Source organism: Rhizobium sp. SU303 (genome assembly GCF_021052345.1).
GTDB lineage: Bacteria > Pseudomonadota > Alphaproteobacteria > Rhizobiales > Rhizobiaceae > Rhizobium > Rhizobium laguerreae.
Window position 1 is genome coordinate 3,471,503 of the sequence record NZ_CP088095.1, and the last position, 22,813, is coordinate 3,494,315.

The following is a 22,813-nucleotide window of genomic DNA, read 5'->3' on the forward strand; positions in this document are numbered from 1 at the left end:
CTTCGCATATGACGAAACAACGGACACACGGTTCTAACAAAATCGATCTACGCTGCAATGCCTGCCGGCGCGGCAATGGGTCTACACCTCCAGAATTCGGTGAGAGAAGATTGCAAGAGACTATCCGAGGCACCGTCGTCCGTATTTAACTATATGATGGCTTTGGTATTTACGCCGGCAGGCGGCCTGAGTAGAACTTTGATCGTGAAATCGGAGCCATGTCTTCCCATGAAATTCGGCACCAGCGGCCTTCGCGGACTTTCAGTCGACCTCAAGGGACGCGCCTCCGCCCTCTACGCCACCGCGTTCGGCAAATATCTGCTGCAGACCGGCAAGGCGCGGGCCGGCGACGTCATTCTGATCGGCCGCGATTTTCGCGATTCAAGCCCTGAAATCTCGGGGAATTGTGCCGGTGCGCTTGCCGCGCTCGGCTTCCGGATATTCGACTGCGGCACCGTCCCCACACCCGCCCTTGCCCTCTATGGCCTCGAGAGCAACGCCGCCTGCCTGATGGTTACGGGCTCGCATATTCCGGCGGACCGCAACGGCATCAAATTCTATCGCCCGGATGGTGAGATCGACAAATCGGACGAGGCTGCTATCACCGCATTGGCGGTCGAGATCGAGCGAACCGGTGAAGCGGTGACGCAGGCGCCAGCCGAGACAGAGGAGCATGAAGCGATCTGCCGTCAGCTCTTTTTCGAACGCAATACAGCCCTGCTTCCGCAAGGCGCGCTGTCCGGCATGAAGATCGGTGTCTACCAGCACAGCAGCGTCGCCCGCGACCTGTTGGTTGATGTTCTCGCCCATTACGGCGCCGAAATCACCGCTCTCGGACGTTCCGAGAGTTTCATTCCCGTCGACACCGAAGCCGTTTCCGACGAGACGATCACGCTGATGAAGCGCTGGGTGTCCGAGCACAAGTTCGATGCGATCGTCTCTACCGATGGCGACGGCGACCGCCCGCTGGTCGCAGACGAAACCGGCACGCCGTTGCGCGGTGACCTTCTCGGCCTTGTGGCAGCCAATTTCCTCGGTGCCGGCACGGTGGTGACACCGGTTACCTCCAATTCGGGCATCGAGGCCGCGGGCTCTTTCGCCGTCCGGCGCACCCGCGTCGGCTCACCCTTCGTCATTTCAGGCATGGTAGAGGCTGTGGCGGCTGGCAAGGATCATGTCATGGGCTTTGAAGCCAATGGCGGGCTGCTGACTGCAACCGCCTTTGATATCAACGGCCGGAACGTGCGTGCCTTGCCGACACGCGATTGTTTTATCCCGATGCTCGCGATCCTATCGCTCGCCGCCACCCGCAAGCAGCCGCTTTCGGCCGTTGCCGCCTCCTATCATCTGCCATTTGCCGCCGCCGACCGCCTGGAGAATTTTCCGGTCGAGACAAGCGCGGCGCTGATGCAGTATCTGCGTGCCACCGATGAAAATCTTTCGGCCTTCCTGCAGCCGATCGGCGAAGTGGCGACGAAGTCTGACATCGACGGACTTCGCGTGACACTGGAAGACGGTAGGATCATCCATTTCCGCCCGTCCGGCAATGCGCCGGAAATGCGCTGTTACGTGGAAGCCAGGAGCGAGACAGCAGCCCTGGATCTTCTGACCGCCGGGCTAACACGTATACGAGACTGGGCAGAAGCCCGCTAAACATGCGACGAACACGCTTTTTTCAAGGAACCCGCCTATGACGCAGAAAATCGTTCCCGTGATCATGGCCGGCGGCAAAGGCACGCGGCTCTGGCCGCTTTCCCGTGCCACCGCACCGAAACAATTCATCCAGTTCGTCGGCGACAAGACGCTGTTTCAGGAAACCCTCGAACGCGTTTCCAATCCGGAGCTCTATGAAGCCCCTATCGTCGTCACCAATGAGGAATTCCGCTTCCTGGTCGCCGAGCAGGCCCGCGCGCTCGCCGTCCCTCTCGCTGCCGTGCTGCTCGAACCGGTCGCCCGCAACACTGCCGCGGCAGTGGCCGCCGCTGCAACGCTCGCTGGCGAGCTGTTCGGCAAGGGCACCATCATCCAGATGCTCGCCTCGGATCACGAGATCCTTGCCGATGAGAGCTATTTCGATTGCATCCGCATCGCCCGCGATGCCGCCGCCGAAGGCAGCCTCGTCACTTTCGGCATCAACCCGACGGAGCCGGCGACAGGCTACGGCTATATCGAGATCGGCGACGCGCTCAAAAACGGTGCGCACAAGGTCAAGCGCTTTATCGAAAAGCCGGCACTCGAGAAGGCCGAGCAGATGCTCGCCGACGGCGGCTTCTACTGGAACTCGGGCATCTTCATGTTCCCGGTGACGGAACTCATCGCCGAACTGCAGGAATATGCACCCGATGTGCTGAAGGCGGCCAGCAAAGCCGTTTCGAAGGCAAGCCGCGACCTTGATTTCACCCGCCTCGACGCCGACCATTTCGCCAAGAGCCCCGATATCTCCATCGACTACGCGATCATGGAAAAGACCTCCAAGGCCGCCGTCGTCCCCTCGCCGTTCAAATGGTCAGACATGGGAAGCTGGGATGCCGTCTGGAAATCAGGCGCACGCGACAACAACGGCAATGTCGCCGCTGCAAACACCACCGTCGTCAATACCCGCAACTCGCTCGTTATGACCCATGGCGTGCATCTTGCCGTCCAAGGTATGGAGGATGTCGCCGTCATCGCCAGCGAGGACGCCGTCTATGTCGGGCCGCTTAAAGACAGCCAGAATGTTGGACAATTGGTTAAAATGCTGGCCTCGTCCTCCACTACTGCGAAATTCGCCGAAACCCATCCGACATCCTATCGCCCGTGGGGCGGCTATACCTCCATCTTCAACGGCGATCGCTTCCAGGTGAAGCGCATCTTCGTCACGCCGGGCAAGAAGCTTTCGCTGCAAAAACACCACCATCGCTCCGAACACTGGATCGTCGTCAAGGGAACGGCTGAGGTGACGGTCGGCGAGAACGTGCGTATGCTGCGCGAGAACGAAAGCGTCTACATTCCGCTGGGCGAAGTCCACCGCCTCGCCAACCCCGGAAAGATTCTTCTCGAGCTCATCGAAGTTCAGACGGGCTCCTACCTCGGCGAGGACGACATCATTCGTATCGTCGATGAGTTTGGAAGAACGTAAAATCGCAGCCGGAGCGATGGTCGGGCCTTTCCGGCGCGACCATCCTGGCTGTTGAATTTCCTCTTGGGGTTCTCGTAGAATAGATGTACCGACAGACATGACCGGAGATATCCCCCTGATGCGTACCTTGCCCGTCCTCGCCGGATTTCTTGCAATTATGGTGCCGGGAATGGCGTTTGCCGAAACGGCAAGCATGCGAACCGCAAGCGAGTCGGAAATTCGCCAGCACCTGCCCGGTACGTCCGAACTGAAAGAAAGCAAGAACGGCTACGAATATCGCGACGGCAATAAGAATGGCTACAAGATAACCAATGGCCAGGTGTGCGTCCTGTTCCCCAGCAGGAAGACCGATTGCGTCAACGTGAAGACCGACGGCAAGAGGTTTCAAATGATCGACAAAAAAGGCGGCCGAACCAGATTCTGATCTGTAGCCCCGGCAGGATTTCCTTGCACAGGTAAAGTCATTTTGCCGTTGAAGTTTCGCCGTCCTTGTCGAGAACGAAGTCGGCGATCAAGCCCGAATGGTTCGAGCCGAGATTGTCGTCGAGACGTTTCAGCGATGTCAGATGAAGCGGCGCGCGCACAAATATGTGGTCGATGGCGATCCCGAGCGCGCCGGCGCCGATCGGCCATGTTGCCGGTTCTGGCGTGATCGTTTTCAGCTTCTGCTCGCGCAGGAAAGCTTGGATGCTCGGGGCGATCGCCGAGGAGTTGAAATCACCTGACAGCACCAGAGGCCCGTCGATCGAGCCAAGCGCTTTGCCGAGATCTTCCAATTCAGCCATCTGGAAATCGTCGAAATATGGTTTGGTCAGGTGCGCCGAAAGCAGATTGATAGTTTCGCCGTCGAAATCGACGCTTGCTATAACAAGCCTGTTTTTTCGAAGACTGCCCATGCTCGCGACCTGCCGGCTGACGAACGGGCGTTTGGACAGCACCAGCGTATCGCATGTATCCTTCCCGGTATCGCAGCCGATATGGTAGGGATAGGCCTTGAACAATCGCTGCAGGTGAAACGTCAGCGGCTTGGCTTCGAGCAGATTGACGACGTCGGCATTCGACGCGATCACCATGTCGGTGATTTCAGTCGAGTTTTTCCAGTTGTCGATCGCGATGTTGAACGACATCAGACGAAAAAGCGGCGGCCTGTCGGTGCCTCTGTCGCCCTGCGAGAACTCGCGCAGCATGATGACGCCGTGAGCGATGAGAAGAATCGAGGCAAGCAGAAGGATAAAGCCGTAAATCTGCCTTTTGATAGCCAGAACGACGAGACTGGCAGCGACGAACACGACGCCGAGGTGAAGTTGAAAGCTGTAGACGAAGGACAGAAGCCAGAAGTTCGTGACATAGCGTAACAACACGATCGCGATGGCAACAGTCAGAAACGCGCAGAGAATCCAATAAATTATATCTCTCATCGATCCTGACCTGCTTGCAGACGACCGGCCGGCCATAACATGCAAGCCACCATGTTGCAATGCAGCATAACGGCCGGGAGTTGCGGCTGACCGACAGACGATATCGATGGTCTGGCCCTCATCCGGCAAGGCAGCAGCGGACAGGCCGCCGACGGTAGAGACGGGGCTGTGGCCTTCTCGTTGAAAGGCCTATCGACTCGGCCTCTTTTTATCTTGTAAGTGGGGTCACTTGATACGGAATCGGCTCTTTGCCGTCGGCAGGGAGCCGAGAAAAGGTGGGAATGCGCTACTTCATTACAGGGACTGCCGGCTTTATCGGTTTTCATCTGGCGAGGCGCCTGCTGCAAGAGGGGCATGACGTCACAGGCTTTGATGGCCTCACTCCCTATTACAACGTCAAGCTCAAGGAGATGCGCCATGCGGCACTCTCCCAGTTTCCGGCCTTCAAACCCGTCATATCAATGCTCGAGGACCGGCCAGCGCTGGAAGCGGCTGTTCTGGCGGCCAAGCCCGACATCCTGATTCACCTCGCCGCACAGGCCGGCGTGCGCTACAGCCTGGAAAATCCCGAGGCCTATCTTCGTTCGAACGTCGAAGGCTCGTGGAATATCATGGAAATCGCGCGGCGCGTCGAAATCCGCCATCTGATGCTGGCCTCGACATCATCGATCTATGGCGCCAATGCAACCGTCCCCTTTCGCGAGACCGATCGCGCCGACGAGCCGCTGACCATCTATGCGGCGACGAAGAAATCGATGGAACTGATGGCGCACAGTTATGCCCATCTTCACAAGATTCCGACCACGGCCTTTCGCTTTTTCACCGTTTATGGCCCGTGGGGCCGCCCTGACATGGCGCTGTTCAAATTCACCAAGAACATGCTCGAAGGCCAGCCGATCGAGATCTACGGCGAAGGCAATATGAGCCGTGACTTCACCTATATAGACGATCTCATTGAGGCGATTGTCAGGCTATCGGCGGTCGTCCCGTCCGAGGGAAATCGCCTCGAAAACACGGCTGTCGAAACGCTCTCGCGCCAGGCGCCCTTTCGCGTCGTCAATATTGGCGGCGGCCAGCCGGTCAGCCTGATGGATTTCGTCGAAACGGTGGAAAAGGCGCTCGGCCGTCCTGCCATCCGCAAGATGCTGGCGATGCAGAAAGGTGATGTGCCGCGTACCTTCGCGGCCCCCGATCTGCTCGTCGCGCTGACGGGCTACAAGCCGGATACGACCCTGGAGATCGGCGTCAAGGCCTTCGTCGACTGGTATCTCGATGTGCGCGGCGAACTCGACGCCTAGCGGATGTCGCGCAAAAGTGCGTAATGGTTTTGCGACAACGACATGCGACGCGCTTTAGGTGCGGATGAACTTAGGCCCTGATCGACCTAAGATCTGGCTAGGTATCAGCGAAGAAACGTAACCGCCTGCACGGCCTCGACCGCTGTCGAAAACACGTAACCGACGACAACGGTCAGGCTCTGCGAATAGGTCTTGAGCCGATAGCCCTCGCCCTCGACCGCAGCCGGGCTGCGCAGGACGAAAGGAACGCCTGGGCGCACGAAACCGGCGCGAGTCGTCAACGGAACTTCGGGCGCATGGCCGATGGCGGAGGTGTACATCAGGTCGCGGGCAAGGCTGGCGGGGCCGACGGCGAATGCCGGCTCGGCAGCGGCAGTGATGGTCAGGGTCAAGGCGATGGCGGCAAGAGTTCTGTGCATGTTGAAGTCCCCGTTTGCGGATCAGCGGGCGTTCGGTTTGCCCGGCTCCAAACGATCGACGCGTCTGTCCACGCTTCGGTCGCTTTCATGAGACCACTCTACACATCAGTATTTTCAGGGCTTTTAAGCAGATCGGTCAAATTTTACGAAATTTGACTTTCTCTCGGAAGGCTCGCGAGCGCATAGCAAAAACATTCGCTGGCCCGATGTCGAGAACGCAACATCGGCCAATTGTACCGCTGACCTGGACGCTGCATCGCAGTTTATAGAATGCGATCCAGCTTCTTGTTAATGTGCAGGTTCGGCATCAATCCCGCGCTTTGCGCGGCATGATAGGATTCTCGCGCCGCATCGAACGAGATCGACCACATGATGGCGCTGAGCAGCAGCGCGATAATATAAATCTGAATACGCATCGAACCGGCGATACGGAAAGAGCAAGGCAGTTTTGTGTCAAAACAGTGCCGCAGGGATCACGAAAAAGTGGCGGCTTTTTTGTTTTGCGGCCGGTCGGCACCAGACATATTAGTGTCGTGAAAATTAGCGATATTATACCGCTACCTGTTAGCAGCCGACCCCGAGGCTTGGTTCCTCTTCCCACCCCGAGAACCCTGAGAGACCCGTTCCCACGGGTCTCTTTGCCTTGTCGAACGCTGAACGGCACATATCGATCCCCCATCAGGCCACGCATCCAGCCATGAGCGATCTCACGTTCTTGCCTTGCCTCAGTAAAGGCATCGGTCGATAACATCTACTTTCGAAATATATCAATCGATTGACTTATTTGTCCATCGGCGTTATAAACCCGTCATGACTCAGGAACGCGATAACCAACCTTCACCAGCCTCTGCCCGCGCCGAGATCGCGCGCCAGAAGATGCTGACCGCCGCTCTCGACGTCTTCGGCCGCTATGGTTTCGATGGCGCCTCGACGCGACAGCTGACCGAAGCGGCCGGCGTCAACCTGCAGGCAATCCCCTATTATTTCGGCAGCAAGGAAGGTCTCTACATCGCCACCGCCGAATATCTGATGATGCAGATCAATACGCATGTCGGTGACATGAGGGCGCGCGTCGGCGCGCATCTGCTGGCGCTCGATGCTGCAGGCAAACCGCTTGGTGAAGCGGAGGCTCGCCATTTCCTGACCGAGATTTTGCAGACCATGGTGACGCTGTTCGTCGGCAAGGAGTCCGAATCCTGGGCGCGCTTCCTGATCCGCGAGCAGATGGAGCCGACAGAAGCCTTCACACGGGTCTATCAGGGCCTCATGCGGCCGATGATTGAGATGAGCCGGCGGCTGATCGGCGCCATCCTTCATGAGGATCCCGCCTCGGAACATGTGCGCCTGCGCACCTTCACCCTTCTCGGCAGCATCCTCGTCTTTCGCGTCGCCCATGCAGCCGTGCTCGCCCAGATGGAGTGGGAGGGCGTCGGCCCGGAACAGGTGGAAACCGTGCGCGGCCTCGCCGCAGAGCTGGTCGATGCCATCGGCGCATCGAAAGGAAGTGCCGCATGAAACGCATCTTTCCCATAGCCATCCTTCTTCTCGTGGCGGCGGGTGCCGCCGCCTGGTGGTACGGCCTGCCCGAAAAGCTCGGCTGGTTGCCTGAGGCCCGCCGCGAGTTCGTCCTTTACGGCAATGTCGATATCCGCCAGGTCTCGCTCGGTTTCCGTGTCAGCGGCCGTCTCGCCGAACTCCATGCCGACGAAGGCGACGTCATCAAGAGCGGAGACGTTCTCGCAAATCTCGATGCAGCACCCTATGAATTCGCGGTCCGCTCGGGCGAAGCCAATGTCGCAGCCCTCCAGGCAACGCTCGACAAGCTGAAGGCCGGTCCGCGGCCGACAGAGATCGCCCAGGCGCGCGCCGCTTATGACGAAAGTATTGCCGATCTCCGCAATGCCAACCTCGCCTATGACCGAGCCCGCCAGTTGCGCCCGCAGGGCACAATCTCCGAGGCCAGCCTTGATCAGGCGACTGCTGCAAGGGCCATGGCCGCCGCACGCTCCGACTCTGCCAACGAGGCGTTGAAACTGCTGCTGGAAGGCTCCCGTATCGAGGATATCGCCGCCGCCGACGCCCAGTTGAAGGCGGCTCAGGCAACGCTTGCCTCCGCCCGCACTTCGCTTGATGATACCGAACTGCGCGCGCCGAACGACGGCGTCATCCTCTCCCGCGTCAGAGAGAATGGCGCGATCGTCTCGCCGGCAGACACCGTCTTCGTGTTATCGCTGACAGAACCCGTCTGGGTGCGCACCTATGTCGCCGAACCCGATCTCGGCCGCATCCATCCCGGCATGAAGGTTGCGGTCACCTCCGATACGGCGCCCGACAAACCCTATGAAGGCACGATCGGCTTCATCTCGCCGGTCGCCGAATTTACTCCGAAATCGGTGGAAACGCCGGAACTGAGGACCGACCTCGTCTATCGCCTGCGTGTTGTCATCGATAAGCCCGGCCCGGATCTGCGTCAGGGCATGCCGGTCACGATACGTTTTCCCTCGCTGACGGCAAGTGGACAATGACCGCCGCCGACGCCAGCCAGGACGACAAGGCGCTCGTCCGGATCGACGGCGTCACCAAGCGCTTCGGCGATGCGCCAGCCGCCCTTGACGCCGTCTCCGGCATGATCGGCGGCGGCGCAATCACCGGTCTCGTCGGCCCTGACGGCGCCGGCAAAACGACGCTGATCCGCCTGATGACGGGCCTGATGCTGCCCGACACGGGAACGATGGAGGTTCTCGGCTTCGACACGCGTAAGAACCCCGCCGGCATCCAGGCGGCGATCGGCTACATGCCGCAGCGCTTCGGTCTCTATGAGGACCTTTCGGTGCAGGAAAACCTCGATCTCTATGCCGATCTGCGGGGCCTGCCGAAGAGCGAACGCGCAAGCGCCTTCGACGAGTTGCTCACTTTTACCGACCTCAAGCGTTTCACCGGCAGGCTCGCCGGAAAGCTCTCCGGCGGCATGAAGCAGAAGCTCGGCCTTGCCTGCGCGCTTCTGAAGAAGCCGCGCCTGCTGCTGCTCGACGAGCCGGGCGTCGGCGTCGACCCGATCTCGCGCCGCGACCTCTGGAAGATGGTCGAGAACCTGACGAAGGAAGGCATCGGCGTCCTTTGGTCGACTGCCTACCTCGACGAGGCTGAAGCCTGCGACCATGTGCTGCTCTTGAACCAGGGAAAGCTGCTCTTTTCGGGAAAACCTGATGACATGACCGGTCGCGTCAACGACCGGGTTTTCCGCGTCTCGGGCATGACAGGGCGCCGCCGGCAGGTGCTTGCGGGGCTTCTGCAGGCCGATGGCGTCATCGACGGCGTGATCCAGGGCGAAGCGATCCGCCTCGTCGCCGCCAGGGACAAGAAACCGGATATCGGCTCGGCCGGCGATGGCGCAACGCTCACCCCTGCCCCGCCGCGCTTCGAGGATGCCTTTATCGACATGCTGGGTGGTGGTCCTGGCGGCCGTTCGAGGCTGGCCGAGGCGCAAGAGCCGGTGAAAGGCGAGGACGACCGGCCGGTGATCGAGGCCAAGGGGCTGACCAAGCGCTTCGGCGATTTCACCGCTGCCGACAATATCAGCTTCGATATCCGCCGCGGCGAAATCTTCGGCCTGCTCGGCCCGAACGGCGCCGGCAAATCCACCACCTTTAAGATGCTCTGCGGCCTGTTGAAGCCGACCGGCGGAGAAGGCCGCGTTGCCGGTTTCGACCTTCGCCGCGATGCCGCCGAGGCCCGCAACCAGCTTGGCTATATGGCGCAGAAATTCTCGCTCTACGGCGATCTGACAGTCATGCAGAACCTCGAATTCTTCTCCGGCGTCTATGGCCTTCGCGGAAGACACCGGCGCGAGCGCATCGAGCTGATGGCCGGCATCTTCGATTTCGGCCGCCATGTCAGCCAGCCGGCCAAGGACCTGCCGCTTGGCCTGAAGCAGCGTCTGGCGCTCGCCTGCGCCGTCATGCACGAGCCGCGCGCCCTCTTCCTCGACGAACCGACCTCCGGCGTCGATCCGATCACCCGGCGCGAATTCTGGACGCATATCAACGCCCTGGTCGAAAAGGGCGTCACGGTGCTCGTCACCACTCATTTCATGGACGAGGCCGAATATTGCGACCGCATCTCGCTGATCTATCGCGGCCGCTCGATCGCGCTCGGCTCGCCCGATGAATTGAAGGCCCGCGTCGCGACCAAGGAGCTGCCCGACCCGACAATGGAGGATGCCTTCATCGCCCTGGTACAGCAATCCGAGAAGGAGGATGCAGCATGAGCACCTCTTCCGGCCGGATGCGGCGTCTCTTGGCCCTCGTGCGCAAGGAAAGCTTTCAGGCGATCCGCGATCCGAGTAGCATCCTCATCGCTTTCGTGCTGCCGCTGATTCTGCTTTTTCTTTTCGGCTACGGCGTCTCGCTCGATACCACCCGCACCCGCATCGGCCTCGTGACCGAGGAGATGACGCCGCTGACGCAGGATCTGTCGGCCAGTTTCCAGGCCTCGCGCTATTTCGATGTGGCCATCAGCCGCGACCGGCGTCTGTTCGAGGAAGATCTCGTGCTCGGCAAGCTGCGCGGCATCGTCGTCATCCCCGCCGATTTCACCACGCGCTACACCGCCGGCAACCGGCCGGATATCCAGGTGATCGTCGATGGCTCCGAACCGAACACGGCGAATTTCGTGCAGAATTATGCCCAAGGCACTGTCGCCAACTGGGAGCGGCAGAGGCAGGCGGATGTCGCCTCCCACAGTCCCGCTATTTCGGTGGAACAGCGCTTCTGGTTCAATCCCGAACTGACCAGCCGCAATTTCCTCGTGCCCGGCTCGATCGCCATCGTCATGACGCTGGTCGGCACGCTTCTGACCTCGCTCGTCGTTGCCCGCGAATGGGAGCGGGGCACGATGGAGGCGATGATGGCGACGCCGGTGACGGCAGTCGAACTGCTCGCCGGCAAGATCCTGCCCTATTTCCTGCTCGGCCTCACCTCGATGACGCTCTGCGTGCTGCTTGCGGTCTTTCTCTTCGGCGTGCCGTTCCGCGGCTCCATCGCTGCTCTTTATGCGCTGTCGGCCGCTTTCCTGATCCCGGCGCTTGGCCAGGGCCTGTTGATCTCGACGGCAACGAAGAACCAGTTCCTTGCCTCGCAGCTGGCGTTGATCTCGGCCTTCCTCCCTGCTTTCCTGCTGTCTGGTTTCCTCTTCGAGATCAATTCCATGCCGACCGTGATCCAGTGGATCACCTTCATCGTGCCGGCGCGCTACCTGATCCCCAGCCTGCAGACGGTGTTTCTGGCCGGCGACATCTGGCCGATGTTCGGCCAAGCGATCGGCGTAATGCTGACGATCGGCGCCATCATGTTCGTGCTTGCGGCCCGCAGCACCAGAAAGAGGATCGGCTGAGATGGGTTGGACAAGGCTCTACGCCCTGATCGTCAAGGAACTGCTCGCCGTGCTGCGCGATCCCAAGGGCCGCGCCATTCTGATCGGCCCGCCGATCGTCCAGCTTCTCGTCTTCTCCTATGCGGCGACGCTCGAAGTTCGCAATGTCGACGTGATGATCCTCAACCGCGACAGCGGCCATTGGGGCCAGGAATTGATCGAGCGCATCGATGGCTCGCCGACCTTCCGGAAAATCGAGATTGCAGGAAACCAGGCGGAGGTCCGGGTGGCGATCGACAACCAGACGGCCATTGCCGCCGTTGAGATCGGCCCGGACTTTTCGCGCAATATTGAGGCGGGAGCGCCGGCCGACCTGCAGGTGGTGCTCGACGGCCGCCGCTCCAACGCCTCGCAGATCGTCGCGGGCTATCTCTCGCAGATCAGCGCCGCCCTCGCCGCCGAGACGCCGGCCGGCAAACGTGCCGGCGCCGACATCGTCTCGACAGTGCCGCGCAACTGGTTCAACCCGAACCTCACCTATCAATGGTTCATGGTGCCGAACCTGATCGCTAGCATCGCGCTGCTGATCGGCCTGATCGTCACGGCCCTGTCGATCGCCCGCGAGCGCGAACTCGGCACCTTCGACCAGCTGATGGTCTCGCCGCTGCGCATTCACGAGATCCTGATCGGCAAGCTGATCCCGCCGATGATGATCGGCCTCTTCCATATCACCGTCTATATCCTGGCCGCCGTCTTCCTCTTCGATGTGCCGCTGCGAGGCTCTCTCTTTCTGCTGTACGGCAGCGCAATCTTCTATCTCGGTTCGGTCGCCGGCCTCGGCCTGTTCATCTCGGCGCTTTCGATGACGCAGCAGCAGGCGATCCTCGGCGCCTTCCTGTTCATGGTGCCGGCCATGCTGCTATCAGGCTTTGCGACGCCGATCGAGAACATGCCGGGGTGGCTGCAGCCGGTGACACTGATCAATCCGCTGCGCTATTTCCTGGTGATCGTCAAAGGCGTTTTTCTCAAGGATATTCCGCTGAGCGAGGTGGTGAACCAGACAATCCCGCTGGCGCTGATCGCCACTGTTACGCTCAGCGCCGCCGCCTGGCTCTTCCGCCGCCGGCTGGAATAACCACTGCTTCGGCCGCCTCACAGAATGTGAACCGGCCTTCCAAAGCGTGACTCTCTTCTGCCGGAACCTCGGATTGGCGCGGTCGTTACCCAAGCGCAACCCAGCAAAGGAGAAGCAAAATGTACAAGATCCTACTTGTCTCCAGCGCCCTTGCGCTGTCGTCGCTCGCCACCAATGCGCTCGCTGACGGAGCCGTCACCGGTGCAGCCGGCGGCGCCATCACCGGCGCAATCGTCGGCGGCCCTGTGGGTGCTGCCGTTGGCGGCGTGGCCGGCGGTGTCGCCGGCGCAGTGATCGATCCGCCGCCGCGCGAGGTCGTCACCTATGTCCAGCAGCAGCCGGCCCCGACCGCTTCTGTGGTCGTCCAGGAACCGATTGTCGTCGGCAAGCCGCTTCCGGCGGATGTCGTCGTGACGCCGGTGCCTGACAATCCGAAATATGCTTACACGGTCATCAACGATCGCCGTGTGATCGTCGAACCCCGCACCCACCGCGTGGTGCAGGTGATTGAATAAACAGGAAGAAAGGGTACGGCTCCCACGGACCCTTTCTTCTAGCGAAAACCGCCGCCCCGAAAGGACGGCGGTCGTGCTGTTTGATCGGGCGGATCAAACCTTCAGCTCGCGCCGCTCGCGCTCGGTCACCATCGCAAGGTCGAGCACCTTCTGCAGGTTGGCGGCGTGGCGGAAGTTCGGGTCTGGCTGGATGCCGCTTGCCACGGCCTCGGCAAAACGCTGGTAGTTGGTCGCCACCGGTTCAACCTCGATCTTCGTCCAGGTGGCGGTTTCGACATCCTCACCGAGGCAGCCATGCAGCTCGGAACCGCTGGGACGATGGATGACCTCGAGACTGCCCCTCTCGCCATAAATGCGCAGCTTCAACTCGTTCAGATGCCCTGTCGCCCAGCGGCTGGCATGGATGACGCCGAGCGCGCCGTTGGCGAAATCGACAGACATGGTGAAGCTGTCATTGGCATCGAGCAGATATTCGCCGATCTGGCCGCCCGGCGCCTTGTTGAAGGTCTTCAGCCGGGCGAAGACGTGGTCGATGTCGGTCGCCGCGCCATAGGCGGCGAAATCGAGAATATGGATGCCGACGTCGCCGAGCACGCCGTTCGAACCGTGGCCGGTGGAAAGCCGCCACAGCCAGGTCGATTCCGTGCGCCAGTCGCCCCAGGCACGCGACACCAGCCAGCTCTGGAGATAGGAGGCTTCCACGTGTCTGATCGTGCCGAGCTCGCCGGCGAGCACCATCTCGCGGGCGCGCTGCAGCGGCGCGACGTTGCGATAGGTGAGATTGACCATGTTGATGACGCCGGCCCTTTCGGCCGCCTCCGTCATCTCCAGCGCCTTCGCATAGTTCTCCGCCAGCGGCTTTTCGCAGAAGACATGTTTGCCCGCGGCAATCAGCGCCATCGTCGTCGGGTGATGGATGCGGTCGGGGGTGACATTTGTCGCCGCATCGAATTCACCCCAGGCGATCGCCTCCTCCAGCGAAAGAAACCGCTTTTCGATGTTGAACTTGTCGGCGAAGGCCGAAAGCCGCTCGGGATCGGTGTCGACGGCGCCGACCACCGTCACGCCGTCGATGAGGGGGAAGCGGGCGAGTTGGTTTTTCGCCATCACCCCCGTGCCAAGAACGAGTAGTCGCATGGATGCTCCTCAGCGGTAACCGGCTTCGCCGGCCTGGTGCAGTCTCGGGCCGCGTTCGACGATCGGCTCCAGTGCTTTTTCTACCGGGACATTTGGAGCATCGGTAATACTCGTCAACGACCCCTCAGGGTTATAGGCCCACTTCACGCCGTTGATCAGCACCTTCTGAACATTGACGTCGTGATAGGTCGGATAGGTCTCGTGGCCCGGGCGGAAATAGAAGATGTTGCCGGCGCCGCGGCGCCAGGTCAGGCCCGAGCGGAACACTTCGCCGCCCTGGAACCAGGAGATGAACACCGTTTCGAGCGGTTCCGGCACCGAAAACTGCTCGCCGTACATTTCCTCGTTCTCAAGCTCGAAATGTTCGCCGATACCGGCAGCGATCGGATGGCGCTGGTTGATCGTCCACAGACGCTCGCGCTCACCCGCCTCGCGCCATTTCAGCGCGCAGGGCGTGCCCATCAGCCGCTTGAAGATCTTGGAGAAATGGCCGGAATGCAGCACCAGCAGGCCCATGCCTTCCCAGACGCGCTTGGCGACACGCTCGACGACGACGTCGGAGACCGCGCCGTGATCCTTGTGGCCCCACCAGGTCAGCACGTCGGTCTCTGTAAGGCGGGCTTCGCTGAGGCCGTGTTCCGGCTCCTGCAGCGTCGCTGTCGTCGCCGAGATACTTGGATCGGTGTTCAGCGCATTGGCGATCGTCGTGTGCATGCCTTCGGGATAGATCCCCCGGACGATCTCATTGGTATTCTCGTGGATATTCTCTCCCCAGACGACGGTGCGAATGGCCATGATGTGCTCCTGTAGAACCTGGAAGTATCGATAGGCGGGAAGGCAGGATTCAAAGCGCTTTGGAAAACGGCGCTGGCTGCGCCTCGTCTCCTCCACGTCCAAGGAACACATAGACCTTTGTCAGTATTTTGACAAAGGGGAAAATTTACCGGCCGAAGACGGAAAAACTGCCTGGCAATATCGCAGCAATATCAATGCGAAACCGATTTAGAAAATAGATTGACGACCAAAACGCCTGTTATGATCAGCCCGAGCCCGACGATTGCCGGTAGGTCGAGGCGCTGCTTGAAGAACACCAGGCCGACCGAGGAAATCAGCACGATTCCCAAAGCGCTCCAAATCGCATAGGCGATACCGACGGGGATGCTTTTCAGCGTCAACGACAGGCAATAGAAGGCGGCCGCATAACAGGCGACGACGAGTGCCGTCGGCCCGATGCGGGTGAACTGCTGCGACAGTTGCAGCGCGGTCGTGCCGATGACCTCGAGCACGATGGCTGCAAACAGCAGCCCGTAGACGGCGGCCTGGCTCATGGCGGATTCCTTTTCGAATTACCTGCCGGTCAGTTCGACAAGGCGATCGATGAGATCCCGCCTCAGAACCCCGTTGATATCATGGCTTTCCAACGTATCTGCGAACCAAAGTCCATCGGCGGCGAAACGCACGACTTGTGCGTCGAGGGAGGAATCGGTGCCGATATATTCTTCGGCCCGCGCCTGCACCCATTGGCGCCAGCGAAGACGCAGCCGGGGTTCGGCAAGAAGCGCGATCGTCACCTGCGTCCAATTCCTGGAATCGTCGGGACGCTCCTTGAGACCGGATACCGCCCTGAGATAGGCGCGGGTGAAGCGGCCCTGCGGCAGCGGATCGCCGCGCATCAGTTCCTCTATATCGGCGTCGAATTTTTCGAGCAGGCTCTCGAACAGGGCATCGAGCAGCGCATTTTTCGTCGGGAAGTGATGCAGCAGCCCGCCCTTGCTGACGCTGGACGCGGCGGAAACCGCATCGAGCGTGACGGCGGCCATGCCGTCGCTGGCAGCAAGGCGCGCGGCGACCTCCAGCAACTGCTGGCGCACAAGCACGGGCTGCTTCTTGCGATGATGTGCGTTCGACATAGAGATAAAAGATACCGTCCGGACGGTTTTGTCAAGGAGAATCGGCCACCACCCTACCGTCCCGGCATTATGCGCGAAATGCCGCGGCACCTTGATGACAGTTGCGATCATTTTCCGCCCGGTGCATGAAGAGGCCGGGGAATGGTTGAGGCAATGGGGATGGTTTCGTGACGGAGAAGGTCACCTCGTTATATCAGGCGATCGGCGGCGATCCTGCCGTGCGGGCGCTGACGCACCGTTTCTACGAACTGATGGACAGCTTGCCGGAGGCGAGAAACGTCCGCGCCGTGCACCCGCCGAGCCTTGTGGGCAGCGAGGAGAAATTTTACGAATATATGACCGGTTATCTCGGCGGCCCGCCGCTCTATACCGATAAGCACGGCCATCCGCGTCTGCGCAGCCGCCATTTCGTCACCGAGATCGGCCCTGTCGAGCGCGACGAATGGCTGCTCTGCTTCCGCCGCGCCCTGGACGAGACGATATCAAGCCAGGCGCTGCGCGATCTCATCTGGGCGCCGGTGGAACGGCTCGCCTATCACATGCAGAACAAGGCTCCCGACAACAAGGAACAACCATGAGCTTGAACGCGCGTCTGGAGCCGGTGCTCTATCTCTTTGCCGGCCTGTTTGGCGTAGCCGGCGTGGCGCTTGCCGCCCTTGCTGCCCATGGCGGCGGCGAGGCCAATCTTGCGGCATCCGCATCTGCCATGTGCCTTGCCCACGCCCCTGCGCTGCTGGCATTGGCTCTCGGCAACGTCAGGCTCAGAACCGCCTGGCTGGCCGGTTTGCTGATGATTGTCGGAACGCTGCTTTTTGCGGGCGATCTCGTCACCCTGCGCTTTTCCGGCTCCGGCCTCTTCCCCTACGCCGCGCCGACCGGAGGCTGGGCGATGATGCTTGGCTGGCTGGCCATTGCGGCAGGCGCGGTTCTGCGCGTCAGGCCTTGAGAGAGCTTTTTACTGACCGCTCAAGCCCTCTCCTCCCTCATTCCTGTGCCTGTTACAGGAATCCAGTGCGCCCAAGTCCTTGGGCGCAAAAGACTCTTCCGCCTCGGCATTGGTTCATTCACGGCGCAGACGCGCCGTCGCTGGATTCCCGTGACGGGCACAGGAATGAGGGTGTGCGTGGGGCCAAGGCGAATACAAAGTCAAAAATTCAACCAAGAGCTAAGTCACGCCGCATCAACTGCAATTAAATGCCGTCGACCACGTTGAAACCCTCGAAGACCGGCGGCCCCTTGTAGATCGCCTTGTGATCGCCGGCATTGCGGTGCGCCGCGCGAAAGCTCTCGGACTTCGTCCAGTTCTGAAAATCCGCTTCGCTTTTCCAGACCGTGTGCGAGGAATAGAGCGTATAGCCCTCTTCTTCGTTGGCCTTGCCGCGCAGCAGGCGGAATTCGACGAAACCGGGCACCTCGGGCAGGCTGGAATCGCGGTTGCGCCAGACCGTCTCGAAATCGCCTTCGCTCCCGGTTGCAACCTTGAAGCGGTTCATTGCGATATACATGGAATCTCCCTACGCCTTCCTCTTGCCCGCCCTTGCAGAACGCAAGGGAAAGGCGAGAACATTATCGCCGTTTGCCGCTGCTGGGCCAAGCGGTCTTGTTGTCGCTTCCCCAGGCATGCGCGCTTCCCAGGTCGGGAACAGCGTCACATTCCGGTAGATCTGCTGGCGGTCGGCATGCTGCTGGAAAAGTTCGTAAAGTTCGGGCACGAGGCCCTCGCCTGTCTGCGCGGCGAGCTTATGCAGGCCGATCATGGTGAAGCCGTCGGGGCGCTGGTCGTTCATCGGGAATTGTCTCGTTCGTTCATCGTCTGCAGCGCACGCTCCAGGCTGGACTTGCTGCCATTGCGAAGCGGGATGAAGGTCTTGCTGAACTTCTTGCAGCCTGTCTTCACACGCAGGCAGGCATCGTGGCTGATACAGTCGATCGGGCAGAAGACGCAGTCGACCGAGGGAAGCAGAGTATCGATGCGGGAAACCGCTTCGCGCAGACCGCCATCATGGTGGATGAGCTCAGCGCCGAAATTGCTGGCGATCTGGCGAAGATGCGCCACCTGGCAGTCACGACCACCGACATAAAGGAAACTGCAGCCATCCAGTCTGGACCGTCCGAGGGATGCCTGACCAGCGTCCTCGCCCGCGCTGTCGCGGACCTCCCGGTTCGAACCCTTCTTGCCCTTGCGAGCCATATGCCACCCGTTCGCTCGTTGATCGTCACACGATTCCTGCGTGTGCGGGTGGACCTTATTAAACTTGATTTTTAGAGTAAAGTATAAAGTTGATTGTTTTTATCATATTATCGTGGCGTGACCTCGATAGGCGCTGACATGGTCATCGCCTGCCCACCAGGCGGGGGGCTGAAAGGTGCCGCACGACGCACCGCATCGAGAGCAAGCTGATCAATCTCCGGAACGCCGGACCCACGTGAGATACGAGCGGAGGTCAGGCCGCCGCCGCCATTGACTGAGAAGGTGACAACAACGCTGCCTTCGACACCTCGGGGCGTCCTGATCGCACGCCGAATACGGCTACGGATCTTGCCTTTATAGTTTGCGGTCGCGGCCGTCCCCACACCGTTATTGCCGTTGGCGGCCTGCGAACTGCTGTCGGATTGCGCCGATGAATTGCCTTCGGCAACGCCACGCGTTGACGTCTGCTGCCCCTCCCCCTTGTAGCCAGCGGTCTTCTGCGGCGGACGCTTCTTCTCGACCGGCTTGGGCTTCTCCTGTGCCACTTTCGGCTTTGGCGTCGGCGTTACAGCCTCGGGCGGCTGTTCCGGTTCCGGCTGGATTTCTGCCGTTTCTACGGGCTTCACCTCCTGTGGAGTCTCCGCGACTTCCGGCGGGGTTTCCGCAGGTTGCACCTCGCTCGGCTGGACCGCAGTCGGCTGTACCTCGGATGGCGGCACTGCGTCGAGCGGCACCTGCTGCTGTTCGGGAACGACCGTCGACATTGGCTGCGCGACGGACTCCTCCGCCGGCACCTCGGACACCAGAATCTCCGGCTCGACGGCCGCGGCCGTTTCGGGCGAAACGCGCGTCACTTCCGGTGCCGGCGCCTGCTGAACAGGATCCTGCGCTTCAAAGGGCGAAACTTCGGTCGGCTGCACGGTTTCCGGTTGAACTTCCGCCGTTTGCGTCGGCTGGATCGTGTCAGGCTGCACTTCTTCGGGAATGATTTCCTGCTGGATGGTCGTTTCGGTCTCGCCGGCCGAAGCCTGGTCGATATCGGAATCGCCATACATAACGACGTTCATCGCCTGACCGGCTTCTTCGATTGCCTCCTCCGAAGCCTTGGGGAAAGCAACCAGCAGCACAGCCGCCAGTGTCGCGTGAAAGATCAGCGAGCAGATGCAGGTCAGCGCCAGCCGTCGCCGTACCGGCGCCTTTTCATCCTCCTGCTTCTCCACTGCCGCATCCATCGGCGGCGGATTAGCGGACGTTGCCGGGGCCGTTTCCGGATGATCGGGGAAGGAAGATATCTGTGTCAGACGTGCGTAGTGGATGACCTGCTCGCCGGCCGGCTGCCGCTGCACGTTGCACAGGTCGGAAAGCTCGTGGCCGGGATGTATGTGGTTGTCGTTCAGACCGCCGCCAGAGTCCGGCTCCCCGATGAGCGCCTGTCTCGATCTGGACTTCGCTGAAATTGCCATTTGTATGCCTCGGACAGTCTGGACATGCCCGCCGGGATTCATCCCCGGCGTATTCTTAGCCCTCGAAGGGAACCGAAATCTGAGAGCGGGTGACGAGACCCTTCATGCATTCGCCGGCGGCCGGACCGTCGCAGACCGGCGTATCGTTGATGATGATGCGGGTGACCGTCTCGCACTTCACATTCGGCATATCGAACTGGCGCACGCGCTTCTTGCCCTGCGGCAGATCGCGGAAGTCGAGCACGGTGATGCGGTCGACGGCATTCTTGTCGTTGAAAAAGGCGAGTTCGAAGGAGATCTTGTTGATCGGGGTCTGGAGATTGTTCTCGGCGACGAAAGTCATCATGCAGCCCTTTTGCGATGGCGCCAGAGCGTTGAGTTCGACATCCAGCTTGGCGGTTGCCGCGTCCTGCGCCTGGCATATGCTTGAAACCGCCATCACCATGCCAGCTGCAACAGCCGCAAACCTAACCGTCATCATCTTCTCCGCCATTGTCGCGAACCGCCGCCAGGCGGCCTCCTATCAGCAATCTCAAAAACTTGACTGCAATAGTCTCCTATTGCGTCTTTAAAAAACTATGAGTATGAAAGTCAAGATAATTGTCATCACAACCGGGGACCCCTGATCACCGGCCTCATGGAATTGCCAACCGAAATGATGGTTGAAAAGCCAGATAACTTTAAGCACGTGCCGCTGCAGAGCGAGCCTGCGGCGCAGCACCGGATCGTCGAAAGCGCGGACCTTTTCCGCGGCACGAACGAGATCATGATAAGACATGACGGCTTGGTCTATCGCCTGAAGATCACCCGTCAGGGCAAGCTCATTCTCAATAAGTAGGGTAGGACATGACCGAACAGACAAGACCGGCGCCAGCCGAAATCCGTGCGTTTCGCGCCGAGAATCCGAAAATGCGCGAGCGTGATATCGCCGCCCAGCTGAAGATTTCCGAGGCAGCCCTCGTCGCCGCCGAAACAGGCATCAGCGTGACCCGAATCGATGGCAGTGCGCTGAAGCTTCTCGAGCACGTGGCCGGCCTCGGCGAAGTAATGGCGCTGTCGCGCAACGAAAGTGCCGTTCACGAGAAGATCGGTGTCTTCGAAAACATCAAGAGCGGCGCGCAGGCCGCGATCGTTCTCGGCGAGAATATCGATCTGCGCATCTTCCCGAGCCGCTGGGAGCATGGTTTCGCCGTATCCAAGAAGGATGGCGATCAAGAACGCCTCAGCCTGCAATATTTCGACAAGGCCGGCAACGCCGTGCACAAGGTGCACCTGCGCCCGAGCTCGAATGTCGAAGCCTATCACGCGATCGTCGCCGAGTTGAAGCTGGAAGACCAGTCGCAGGATTTTGTCGAGGCTGAGACCTCAAATGCCGTCGATGAGACCGCCGACGTCAACCGCGACGAGCTGCGCGACAACTGGAGCAAGCTCACCGATACGCATGAGTTCTTCGGCATGCTGAAGCGCCTGAAGATCGGCCGCCAGGCGGCCGTGCGCACCGTCGGCGACGACTATGCCTGGAAGCTCGACAACAGCGCGACGGCAGACATGATGCATGCCTCGGTGAAATCCGGCCTGCCGATCATGTGCTTCGTCGCCAATAACGGCATCGTCCAGATCCATTCCGGCCCGATCTTCAACGTGCAGCCGATGGGGCCGTGGATCAATATCATGGACCCGACCTTTCACCTTCATCTGCGCCAGGATCACATCGCCGAGACCTGGGCCGTACGCAAGCCGACCACGGACGGCCACGTCACCTCGCTGGAGGCTTACAATGCCGAAGGCGAGATGATCATCCAGTTCTTCGGCAAGCGGAAGGAAGGTTCCGACGAACGGGCCGAGTGGCGCGAGATCATGGAAAACCTGCCGCGGGCAGCAAGTGTGGCCGCATAAGGATCGCTACGATGACGATGCGTAACAATCTGCGCCGGATCCGTCCTTGGGAACTGGCCCTGACGGCGGCCATCATGGCGCTGCCGCTGATCCCGACGGCGCCGACCATCCAAGGCTTCGCCTTCATCCGCGCCGCCCACGCCGAGGAAAAGAAGCTCGACACGTCGCGCCTTGTTTCGGTCGGCGGCGACATCACCGAGATCGTCTATGCGCTCGGCGAGGAAAGCCGGCTCATCGCCCGGGACACGACGAGCATCTATCCGGAGGCGGCGCTAAAGCTGCCGAACGTCGGTTACATGCGCGCGCTCTCACCGGAAGGCATCCTCGCCATGAACCCGACGGCGATCATCGCAGTCGAAGGTTCAGGCCCGCAGGAAGCGCTGGCTGTGCTGAAGAATGCCAGCGTGCCCTTCGAGACCGTGCCGAGCGCCTTTACCCGCGACGGCATCATCGCCAAGATCGACCGTGTCGGCACGCTGCTGGGCGTGCCCGACAAGGCGAAGGCGCTCGAAGAAAAGGTCGCGGCCGATCTCGACGCGGCGATCGCCGATGCCGAAAAGCGCCCGGAGGCCGAGCGCAAGCGCGTTCTCTTCATCCTCAGCGCCCAGAACGGCCGGATCATGGCATCGGGCACCGGCACCGCCGCCGATGGCATCGTCAAGCTCGCCGGCGCCATCAACGCCGTCGGCGCATTCCCGGGCTACAAGCCGCTGACGGACGAGGCGATCATCGAAGCCAAGCCCGACATCATCCTGATGATGAATCGCGGCGACGGCGCCGGCACCAAGAACGAGAACCTGCTGGCTCAGCCGGCGATCGCGCTGACGCCGGCAGGCGAGAAAAAGGCGATCATCCGAATGGATGGCGTCTACCTGCTCGGCTTCGGCCCGCGCACCGCAGCCGCCGCGCGTGAGCTCAACACGGCGATCTACGGGGGCTGATC

The 22,813-nt window shown here is 60.7% G+C and carries 26 protein-coding genes; 15 read left to right on the plus strand and 11 right to left on the minus strand.

Features of this window, described 5'->3' with window-relative positions; all coding sequences use genetic code 11:
* Window positions 1–228 precede the first annotated feature (228 nt).
* The 3 genes from RlegSU303_RS17345 to RlegSU303_RS17355 all read left to right on the plus strand — a co-directional run bounded on the left by RlegSU303_RS17345 (window position 229) and on the right by RlegSU303_RS17355 (window position 3,542).
* Complete coding sequence (locus RlegSU303_RS17345) at window positions 229–1,653, plus strand: phosphomannomutase (protein ID WP_131719154.1); 1,425 nt, start codon at window positions 229–231, stop codon at window positions 1,651–1,653.
* Between the two features lie 37 nt (window positions 1,654–1,690).
* The gene (locus RlegSU303_RS17350) at window positions 1,691–3,118 is read left to right on the plus strand and encodes a mannose-1-phosphate guanylyltransferase/mannose-6-phosphate isomerase (RefSeq protein WP_017961681.1); all 1,428 of its coding nucleotides are present in this window, start codon (window positions 1,691–1,693) and stop codon (window positions 3,116–3,118) included.
* 118 nt (window positions 3,119–3,236) lie between these two features.
* On the plus strand, window positions 3,237–3,542 hold the full coding sequence (locus tag RlegSU303_RS17355; protein WP_131719155.1) for a hypothetical protein: 306 nt from the start codon (window positions 3,237–3,239) through the stop codon (window positions 3,540–3,542).
* Window positions 3,543–3,579: 37 nt separating this feature from the next.
* Here the strand turns inward: RlegSU303_RS17355 and RlegSU303_RS17360 are convergent, their stop codons facing one another.
* The gene (locus RlegSU303_RS17360; protein ID WP_131619585.1) at window positions 3,580–4,536 is read right to left on the minus strand and encodes an endonuclease/exonuclease/phosphatase family protein; all 957 of its coding nucleotides are present in this window, start codon (window positions 4,534–4,536) and stop codon (window positions 3,580–3,582) included.
* Window positions 4,537–4,817: 281 nt separating this feature from the next.
* On the opposite strand from RlegSU303_RS17360, the gene RlegSU303_RS17365 reads away from it, so the two are divergent.
* A complete protein-coding gene (locus RlegSU303_RS17365; RefSeq protein WP_131619584.1) occupies window positions 4,818–5,834 on the plus strand; it encodes an NAD-dependent epimerase/dehydratase family protein in 1,017 nt (338 codons plus the stop codon).
* 104 nt (window positions 5,835–5,938) lie between these two features.
* Here RlegSU303_RS17365 and RlegSU303_RS17370 read toward each other — a convergent pair whose 3' ends face one another.
* Window positions 5,939–6,253, minus strand: coding sequence for a hypothetical protein (locus tag RlegSU303_RS17370; RefSeq protein WP_131619583.1), 315 nt, complete (start codon window positions 6,251–6,253; stop codon window positions 5,939–5,941).
* An 810-nt stretch (window positions 6,254–7,063) separates the two neighbouring features.
* Here RlegSU303_RS17370 and RlegSU303_RS17375 point away from each other — a divergent pair.
* From RlegSU303_RS17375 to RlegSU303_RS17400, 6 genes are all read left to right on the plus strand, one after another.
* Window positions 7,064–7,768 carry a CerR family C-terminal domain-containing protein gene (locus RlegSU303_RS17375; protein ID WP_131619582.1) on the plus strand — a complete coding sequence of 235 codons (705 nt, stop codon included), beginning with the start codon at window positions 7,064–7,066 and terminating at the stop codon, window positions 7,766–7,768.
* Window positions 7,765–8,778 carry a secretion protein HlyD gene (gene hlyD / locus RlegSU303_RS17380; RefSeq protein ID WP_017961687.1) on the plus strand — a complete coding sequence of 338 codons (1,014 nt, stop codon included), beginning with the start codon at window positions 7,765–7,767 and terminating at the stop codon, window positions 8,776–8,778. Before RlegSU303_RS17375 ends, hlyD begins: the two co-directional genes overlap by 4 nt.
* On the plus strand, window positions 8,775–10,520 hold the full coding sequence (locus RlegSU303_RS17385) for an ATP-binding cassette domain-containing protein (protein ID WP_017961688.1): 1,746 nt from the start codon (window positions 8,775–8,777) through the stop codon (window positions 10,518–10,520). Before hlyD ends, RlegSU303_RS17385 begins: the two co-directional genes overlap by 4 nt.
* The gene (locus RlegSU303_RS17390; protein ID WP_017961689.1) at window positions 10,517–11,644 is read left to right on the plus strand and encodes an ABC transporter permease; all 1,128 of its coding nucleotides are present in this window, start codon (window positions 10,517–10,519) and stop codon (window positions 11,642–11,644) included. The genes RlegSU303_RS17385 and RlegSU303_RS17390 overlap by 4 nt, the downstream gene beginning before the upstream one ends.
* Before the next feature lies 1 nt (window position 11,645).
* Complete coding sequence (locus RlegSU303_RS17395) at window positions 11,646–12,758, plus strand: ABC transporter permease (RefSeq protein WP_017961690.1); 1,113 nt, start codon at window positions 11,646–11,648, stop codon at window positions 12,756–12,758.
* A 119-nt stretch (window positions 12,759–12,877) separates the two neighbouring features.
* Window positions 12,878–13,273: a DUF1236 domain-containing protein gene (locus RlegSU303_RS17400; protein ID WP_017961691.1), complete on the plus strand. Its 396-nt coding sequence runs from the start codon at window positions 12,878–12,880 to the stop codon at window positions 13,271–13,273.
* Window positions 13,274–13,366: 93 nt separating this feature from the next.
* Here RlegSU303_RS17400 and RlegSU303_RS17405 read toward each other — a convergent pair whose 3' ends face one another.
* From RlegSU303_RS17405 to RlegSU303_RS17420, 4 genes are all read right to left on the minus strand, one after another.
* Entirely contained in the window at window positions 13,367–14,410 is a 1,044-nt protein-coding gene (locus tag RlegSU303_RS17405) for a Gfo/Idh/MocA family protein (protein ID WP_094087585.1), read from the minus strand.
* Between the two features lie 9 nt (window positions 14,411–14,419).
* Window positions 14,420–15,205, minus strand: a complete 786-nt coding sequence (locus RlegSU303_RS17410; RefSeq protein WP_094087584.1) for a ThuA domain-containing protein — start codon at window positions 15,203–15,205, stop codon at window positions 14,420–14,422.
* A gap of 191 nt (window positions 15,206–15,396) precedes the next feature.
* Complete coding sequence (locus RlegSU303_RS17415; RefSeq protein WP_017961694.1) at window positions 15,397–15,738, minus strand: SMR family transporter; 342 nt, start codon at window positions 15,736–15,738, stop codon at window positions 15,397–15,399.
* An 18-nt stretch (window positions 15,739–15,756) separates the two neighbouring features.
* Window positions 15,757–16,320: a TetR/AcrR family transcriptional regulator gene (locus RlegSU303_RS17420; protein ID WP_026158825.1), complete on the minus strand. Its 564-nt coding sequence runs from the start codon at window positions 16,318–16,320 to the stop codon at window positions 15,757–15,759.
* A 167-nt stretch (window positions 16,321–16,487) separates the two neighbouring features.
* On the opposite strand from RlegSU303_RS17420, the gene RlegSU303_RS17425 reads away from it, so the two are divergent.
* On the plus strand, window positions 16,488–16,898 hold the full coding sequence (locus RlegSU303_RS17425) for a group II truncated hemoglobin (RefSeq protein WP_094087583.1): 411 nt from the start codon (window positions 16,488–16,490) through the stop codon (window positions 16,896–16,898).
* Entirely contained in the window at window positions 16,895–17,266 is a 372-nt protein-coding gene (locus RlegSU303_RS17430) for a DUF423 domain-containing protein (RefSeq protein WP_094087582.1), read from the plus strand. Before RlegSU303_RS17425 ends, RlegSU303_RS17430 begins: the two co-directional genes overlap by 4 nt.
* A gap of 244 nt (window positions 17,267–17,510) precedes the next feature.
* Here the strand turns inward: RlegSU303_RS17430 and RlegSU303_RS17435 are convergent, their stop codons facing one another.
* The 5 genes from RlegSU303_RS17435 to RlegSU303_RS17455 all read right to left on the minus strand — a co-directional run bounded on the left by RlegSU303_RS17435 (window position 17,511) and on the right by RlegSU303_RS17455 (window position 20,452).
* On the minus strand, window positions 17,511–17,825 hold the full coding sequence (locus tag RlegSU303_RS17435) for an antibiotic biosynthesis monooxygenase family protein (protein ID WP_027663899.1): 315 nt from the start codon (window positions 17,823–17,825) through the stop codon (window positions 17,511–17,513).
* Window positions 17,826–17,834: 9 nt separating this feature from the next.
* Window positions 17,835–18,107: a hypothetical protein gene (locus RlegSU303_RS17440; RefSeq protein ID WP_094087581.1), complete on the minus strand. Its 273-nt coding sequence runs from the start codon at window positions 18,105–18,107 to the stop codon at window positions 17,835–17,837.
* Window positions 18,104–18,511 (minus strand): DUF2325 domain-containing protein, encoded by a 408-nt coding sequence (locus RlegSU303_RS17445; protein WP_094087580.1) that lies wholly within the window; start codon window positions 18,509–18,511, stop codon window positions 18,104–18,106. The genes RlegSU303_RS17440 and RlegSU303_RS17445 overlap by 4 nt, the downstream gene beginning before the upstream one ends.
* A gap of 107 nt (window positions 18,512–18,618) precedes the next feature.
* The gene (locus tag RlegSU303_RS17450; RefSeq protein WP_131719156.1) at window positions 18,619–19,974 is read right to left on the minus strand and encodes an energy transducer TonB family protein; all 1,356 of its coding nucleotides are present in this window, start codon (window positions 19,972–19,974) and stop codon (window positions 18,619–18,621) included.
* A 55-nt stretch (window positions 19,975–20,029) separates the two neighbouring features.
* A complete protein-coding gene (locus RlegSU303_RS17455; RefSeq protein ID WP_032990562.1) occupies window positions 20,030–20,452 on the minus strand; it encodes a hypothetical protein in 423 nt (140 codons plus the stop codon).
* 177 nt (window positions 20,453–20,629) lie between these two features.
* Between RlegSU303_RS17455 and hemP the strand changes: the two genes are divergently transcribed.
* From hemP to RlegSU303_RS17470, 3 genes are read left to right on the plus strand one after another with little or no spacing between them, the layout of a single operon-like run.
* Window positions 20,630–20,812: a hemin uptake protein HemP gene (gene hemP / locus RlegSU303_RS17460; RefSeq protein ID WP_012758649.1), complete on the plus strand. Its 183-nt coding sequence runs from the start codon at window positions 20,630–20,632 to the stop codon at window positions 20,810–20,812.
* Window positions 20,813–20,820: 8 nt separating this feature from the next.
* Window positions 20,821–21,870 carry a hemin-degrading factor gene (locus RlegSU303_RS17465; protein WP_131719157.1) on the plus strand — a complete coding sequence of 350 codons (1,050 nt, stop codon included), beginning with the start codon at window positions 20,821–20,823 and terminating at the stop codon, window positions 21,868–21,870.
* Window positions 21,871–21,881: 11 nt separating this feature from the next.
* Window positions 21,882–22,811 carry a heme/hemin ABC transporter substrate-binding protein gene (locus tag RlegSU303_RS17470; RefSeq protein WP_017961705.1) on the plus strand — a complete coding sequence of 310 codons (930 nt, stop codon included), beginning with the start codon at window positions 21,882–21,884 and terminating at the stop codon, window positions 22,809–22,811.
* Window positions 22,812–22,813: the final 2 nt, after the last annotated feature.

Coding starts and splice junctions, on each gene's coding strand:
- RlegSU303_RS17345 (WP_131719154.1), top strand. CDS start 229: ATGAAATTCGGCACCAGCGGCCTTCGCGGACTTTCAGTCGACCTCAAG.
- RlegSU303_RS17350 (WP_017961681.1), top strand. CDS start 1,691: ATGACGCAGAAAATCGTTCCCGTGATCATGGCCGGCGGCAAAGGCACG.
- RlegSU303_RS17355 (WP_131719155.1), top strand. CDS start 3,237: ATGCGTACCTTGCCCGTCCTCGCCGGATTTCTTGCAATTATGGTGCCG.
- RlegSU303_RS17360 (WP_131619585.1), bottom strand. CDS start 4,536: ATGAGAGATATAATTTATTGGATTCTCTGCGCGTTTCTGACTGTTGCC.
- RlegSU303_RS17365 (WP_131619584.1), top strand. CDS start 4,818: ATGCGCTACTTCATTACAGGGACTGCCGGCTTTATCGGTTTTCATCTG.
- RlegSU303_RS17370 (WP_131619583.1), bottom strand. CDS start 6,253: ATGCACAGAACTCTTGCCGCCATCGCCTTGACCCTGACCATCACTGCC.
- RlegSU303_RS17375 (WP_131619582.1), top strand. CDS start 7,064: ATGACTCAGGAACGCGATAACCAACCTTCACCAGCCTCTGCCCGCGCC.
- hlyD (WP_017961687.1), top strand. CDS start 7,765: ATGAAACGCATCTTTCCCATAGCCATCCTTCTTCTCGTGGCGGCGGGT.
- RlegSU303_RS17385 (WP_017961688.1), top strand. CDS start 8,775: ATGACCGCCGCCGACGCCAGCCAGGACGACAAGGCGCTCGTCCGGATC.
- RlegSU303_RS17390 (WP_017961689.1), top strand. CDS start 10,517: ATGAGCACCTCTTCCGGCCGGATGCGGCGTCTCTTGGCCCTCGTGCGC.
- RlegSU303_RS17395 (WP_017961690.1), top strand. CDS start 11,646: ATGGGTTGGACAAGGCTCTACGCCCTGATCGTCAAGGAACTGCTCGCC.
- RlegSU303_RS17400 (WP_017961691.1), top strand. CDS start 12,878: ATGTACAAGATCCTACTTGTCTCCAGCGCCCTTGCGCTGTCGTCGCTC.
- RlegSU303_RS17405 (WP_094087585.1), bottom strand. CDS start 14,410: ATGCGACTACTCGTTCTTGGCACGGGGGTGATGGCGAAAAACCAACTC.
- RlegSU303_RS17410 (WP_094087584.1), bottom strand. CDS start 15,205: ATGGCCATTCGCACCGTCGTCTGGGGAGAGAATATCCACGAGAATACC.
- RlegSU303_RS17415 (WP_017961694.1), bottom strand. CDS start 15,738: ATGAGCCAGGCCGCCGTCTACGGGCTGCTGTTTGCAGCCATCGTGCTC.
- RlegSU303_RS17420 (WP_026158825.1), bottom strand. CDS start 16,320: ATGTCGAACGCACATCATCGCAAGAAGCAGCCCGTGCTTGTGCGCCAG.
- RlegSU303_RS17430 (WP_094087582.1), top strand. CDS start 16,895: ATGAGCTTGAACGCGCGTCTGGAGCCGGTGCTCTATCTCTTTGCCGGC.
- RlegSU303_RS17435 (WP_027663899.1), bottom strand. CDS start 17,825: ATGTATATCGCAATGAACCGCTTCAAGGTTGCAACCGGGAGCGAAGGC.
- RlegSU303_RS17440 (WP_094087581.1), bottom strand. CDS start 18,107: ATGAACGACCAGCGCCCCGACGGCTTCACCATGATCGGCCTGCATAAG.
- RlegSU303_RS17445 (WP_094087580.1), bottom strand. CDS start 18,511: ATGGCTCGCAAGGGCAAGAAGGGTTCGAACCGGGAGGTCCGCGACAGC.
- RlegSU303_RS17450 (WP_131719156.1), bottom strand. CDS start 19,974: ATGGCAATTTCAGCGAAGTCCAGATCGAGACAGGCGCTCATCGGGGAG.
- RlegSU303_RS17455 (WP_032990562.1), bottom strand. CDS start 20,452: ATGACGGTTAGGTTTGCGGCTGTTGCAGCTGGCATGGTGATGGCGGTT.
- hemP (WP_012758649.1), top strand. CDS start 20,630: ATGATGGTTGAAAAGCCAGATAACTTTAAGCACGTGCCGCTGCAGAGC.
- RlegSU303_RS17465 (WP_131719157.1), top strand. CDS start 20,821: ATGACCGAACAGACAAGACCGGCGCCAGCCGAAATCCGTGCGTTTCGC.
- RlegSU303_RS17470 (WP_017961705.1), top strand. CDS start 21,882: ATGACGATGCGTAACAATCTGCGCCGGATCCGTCCTTGGGAACTGGCC.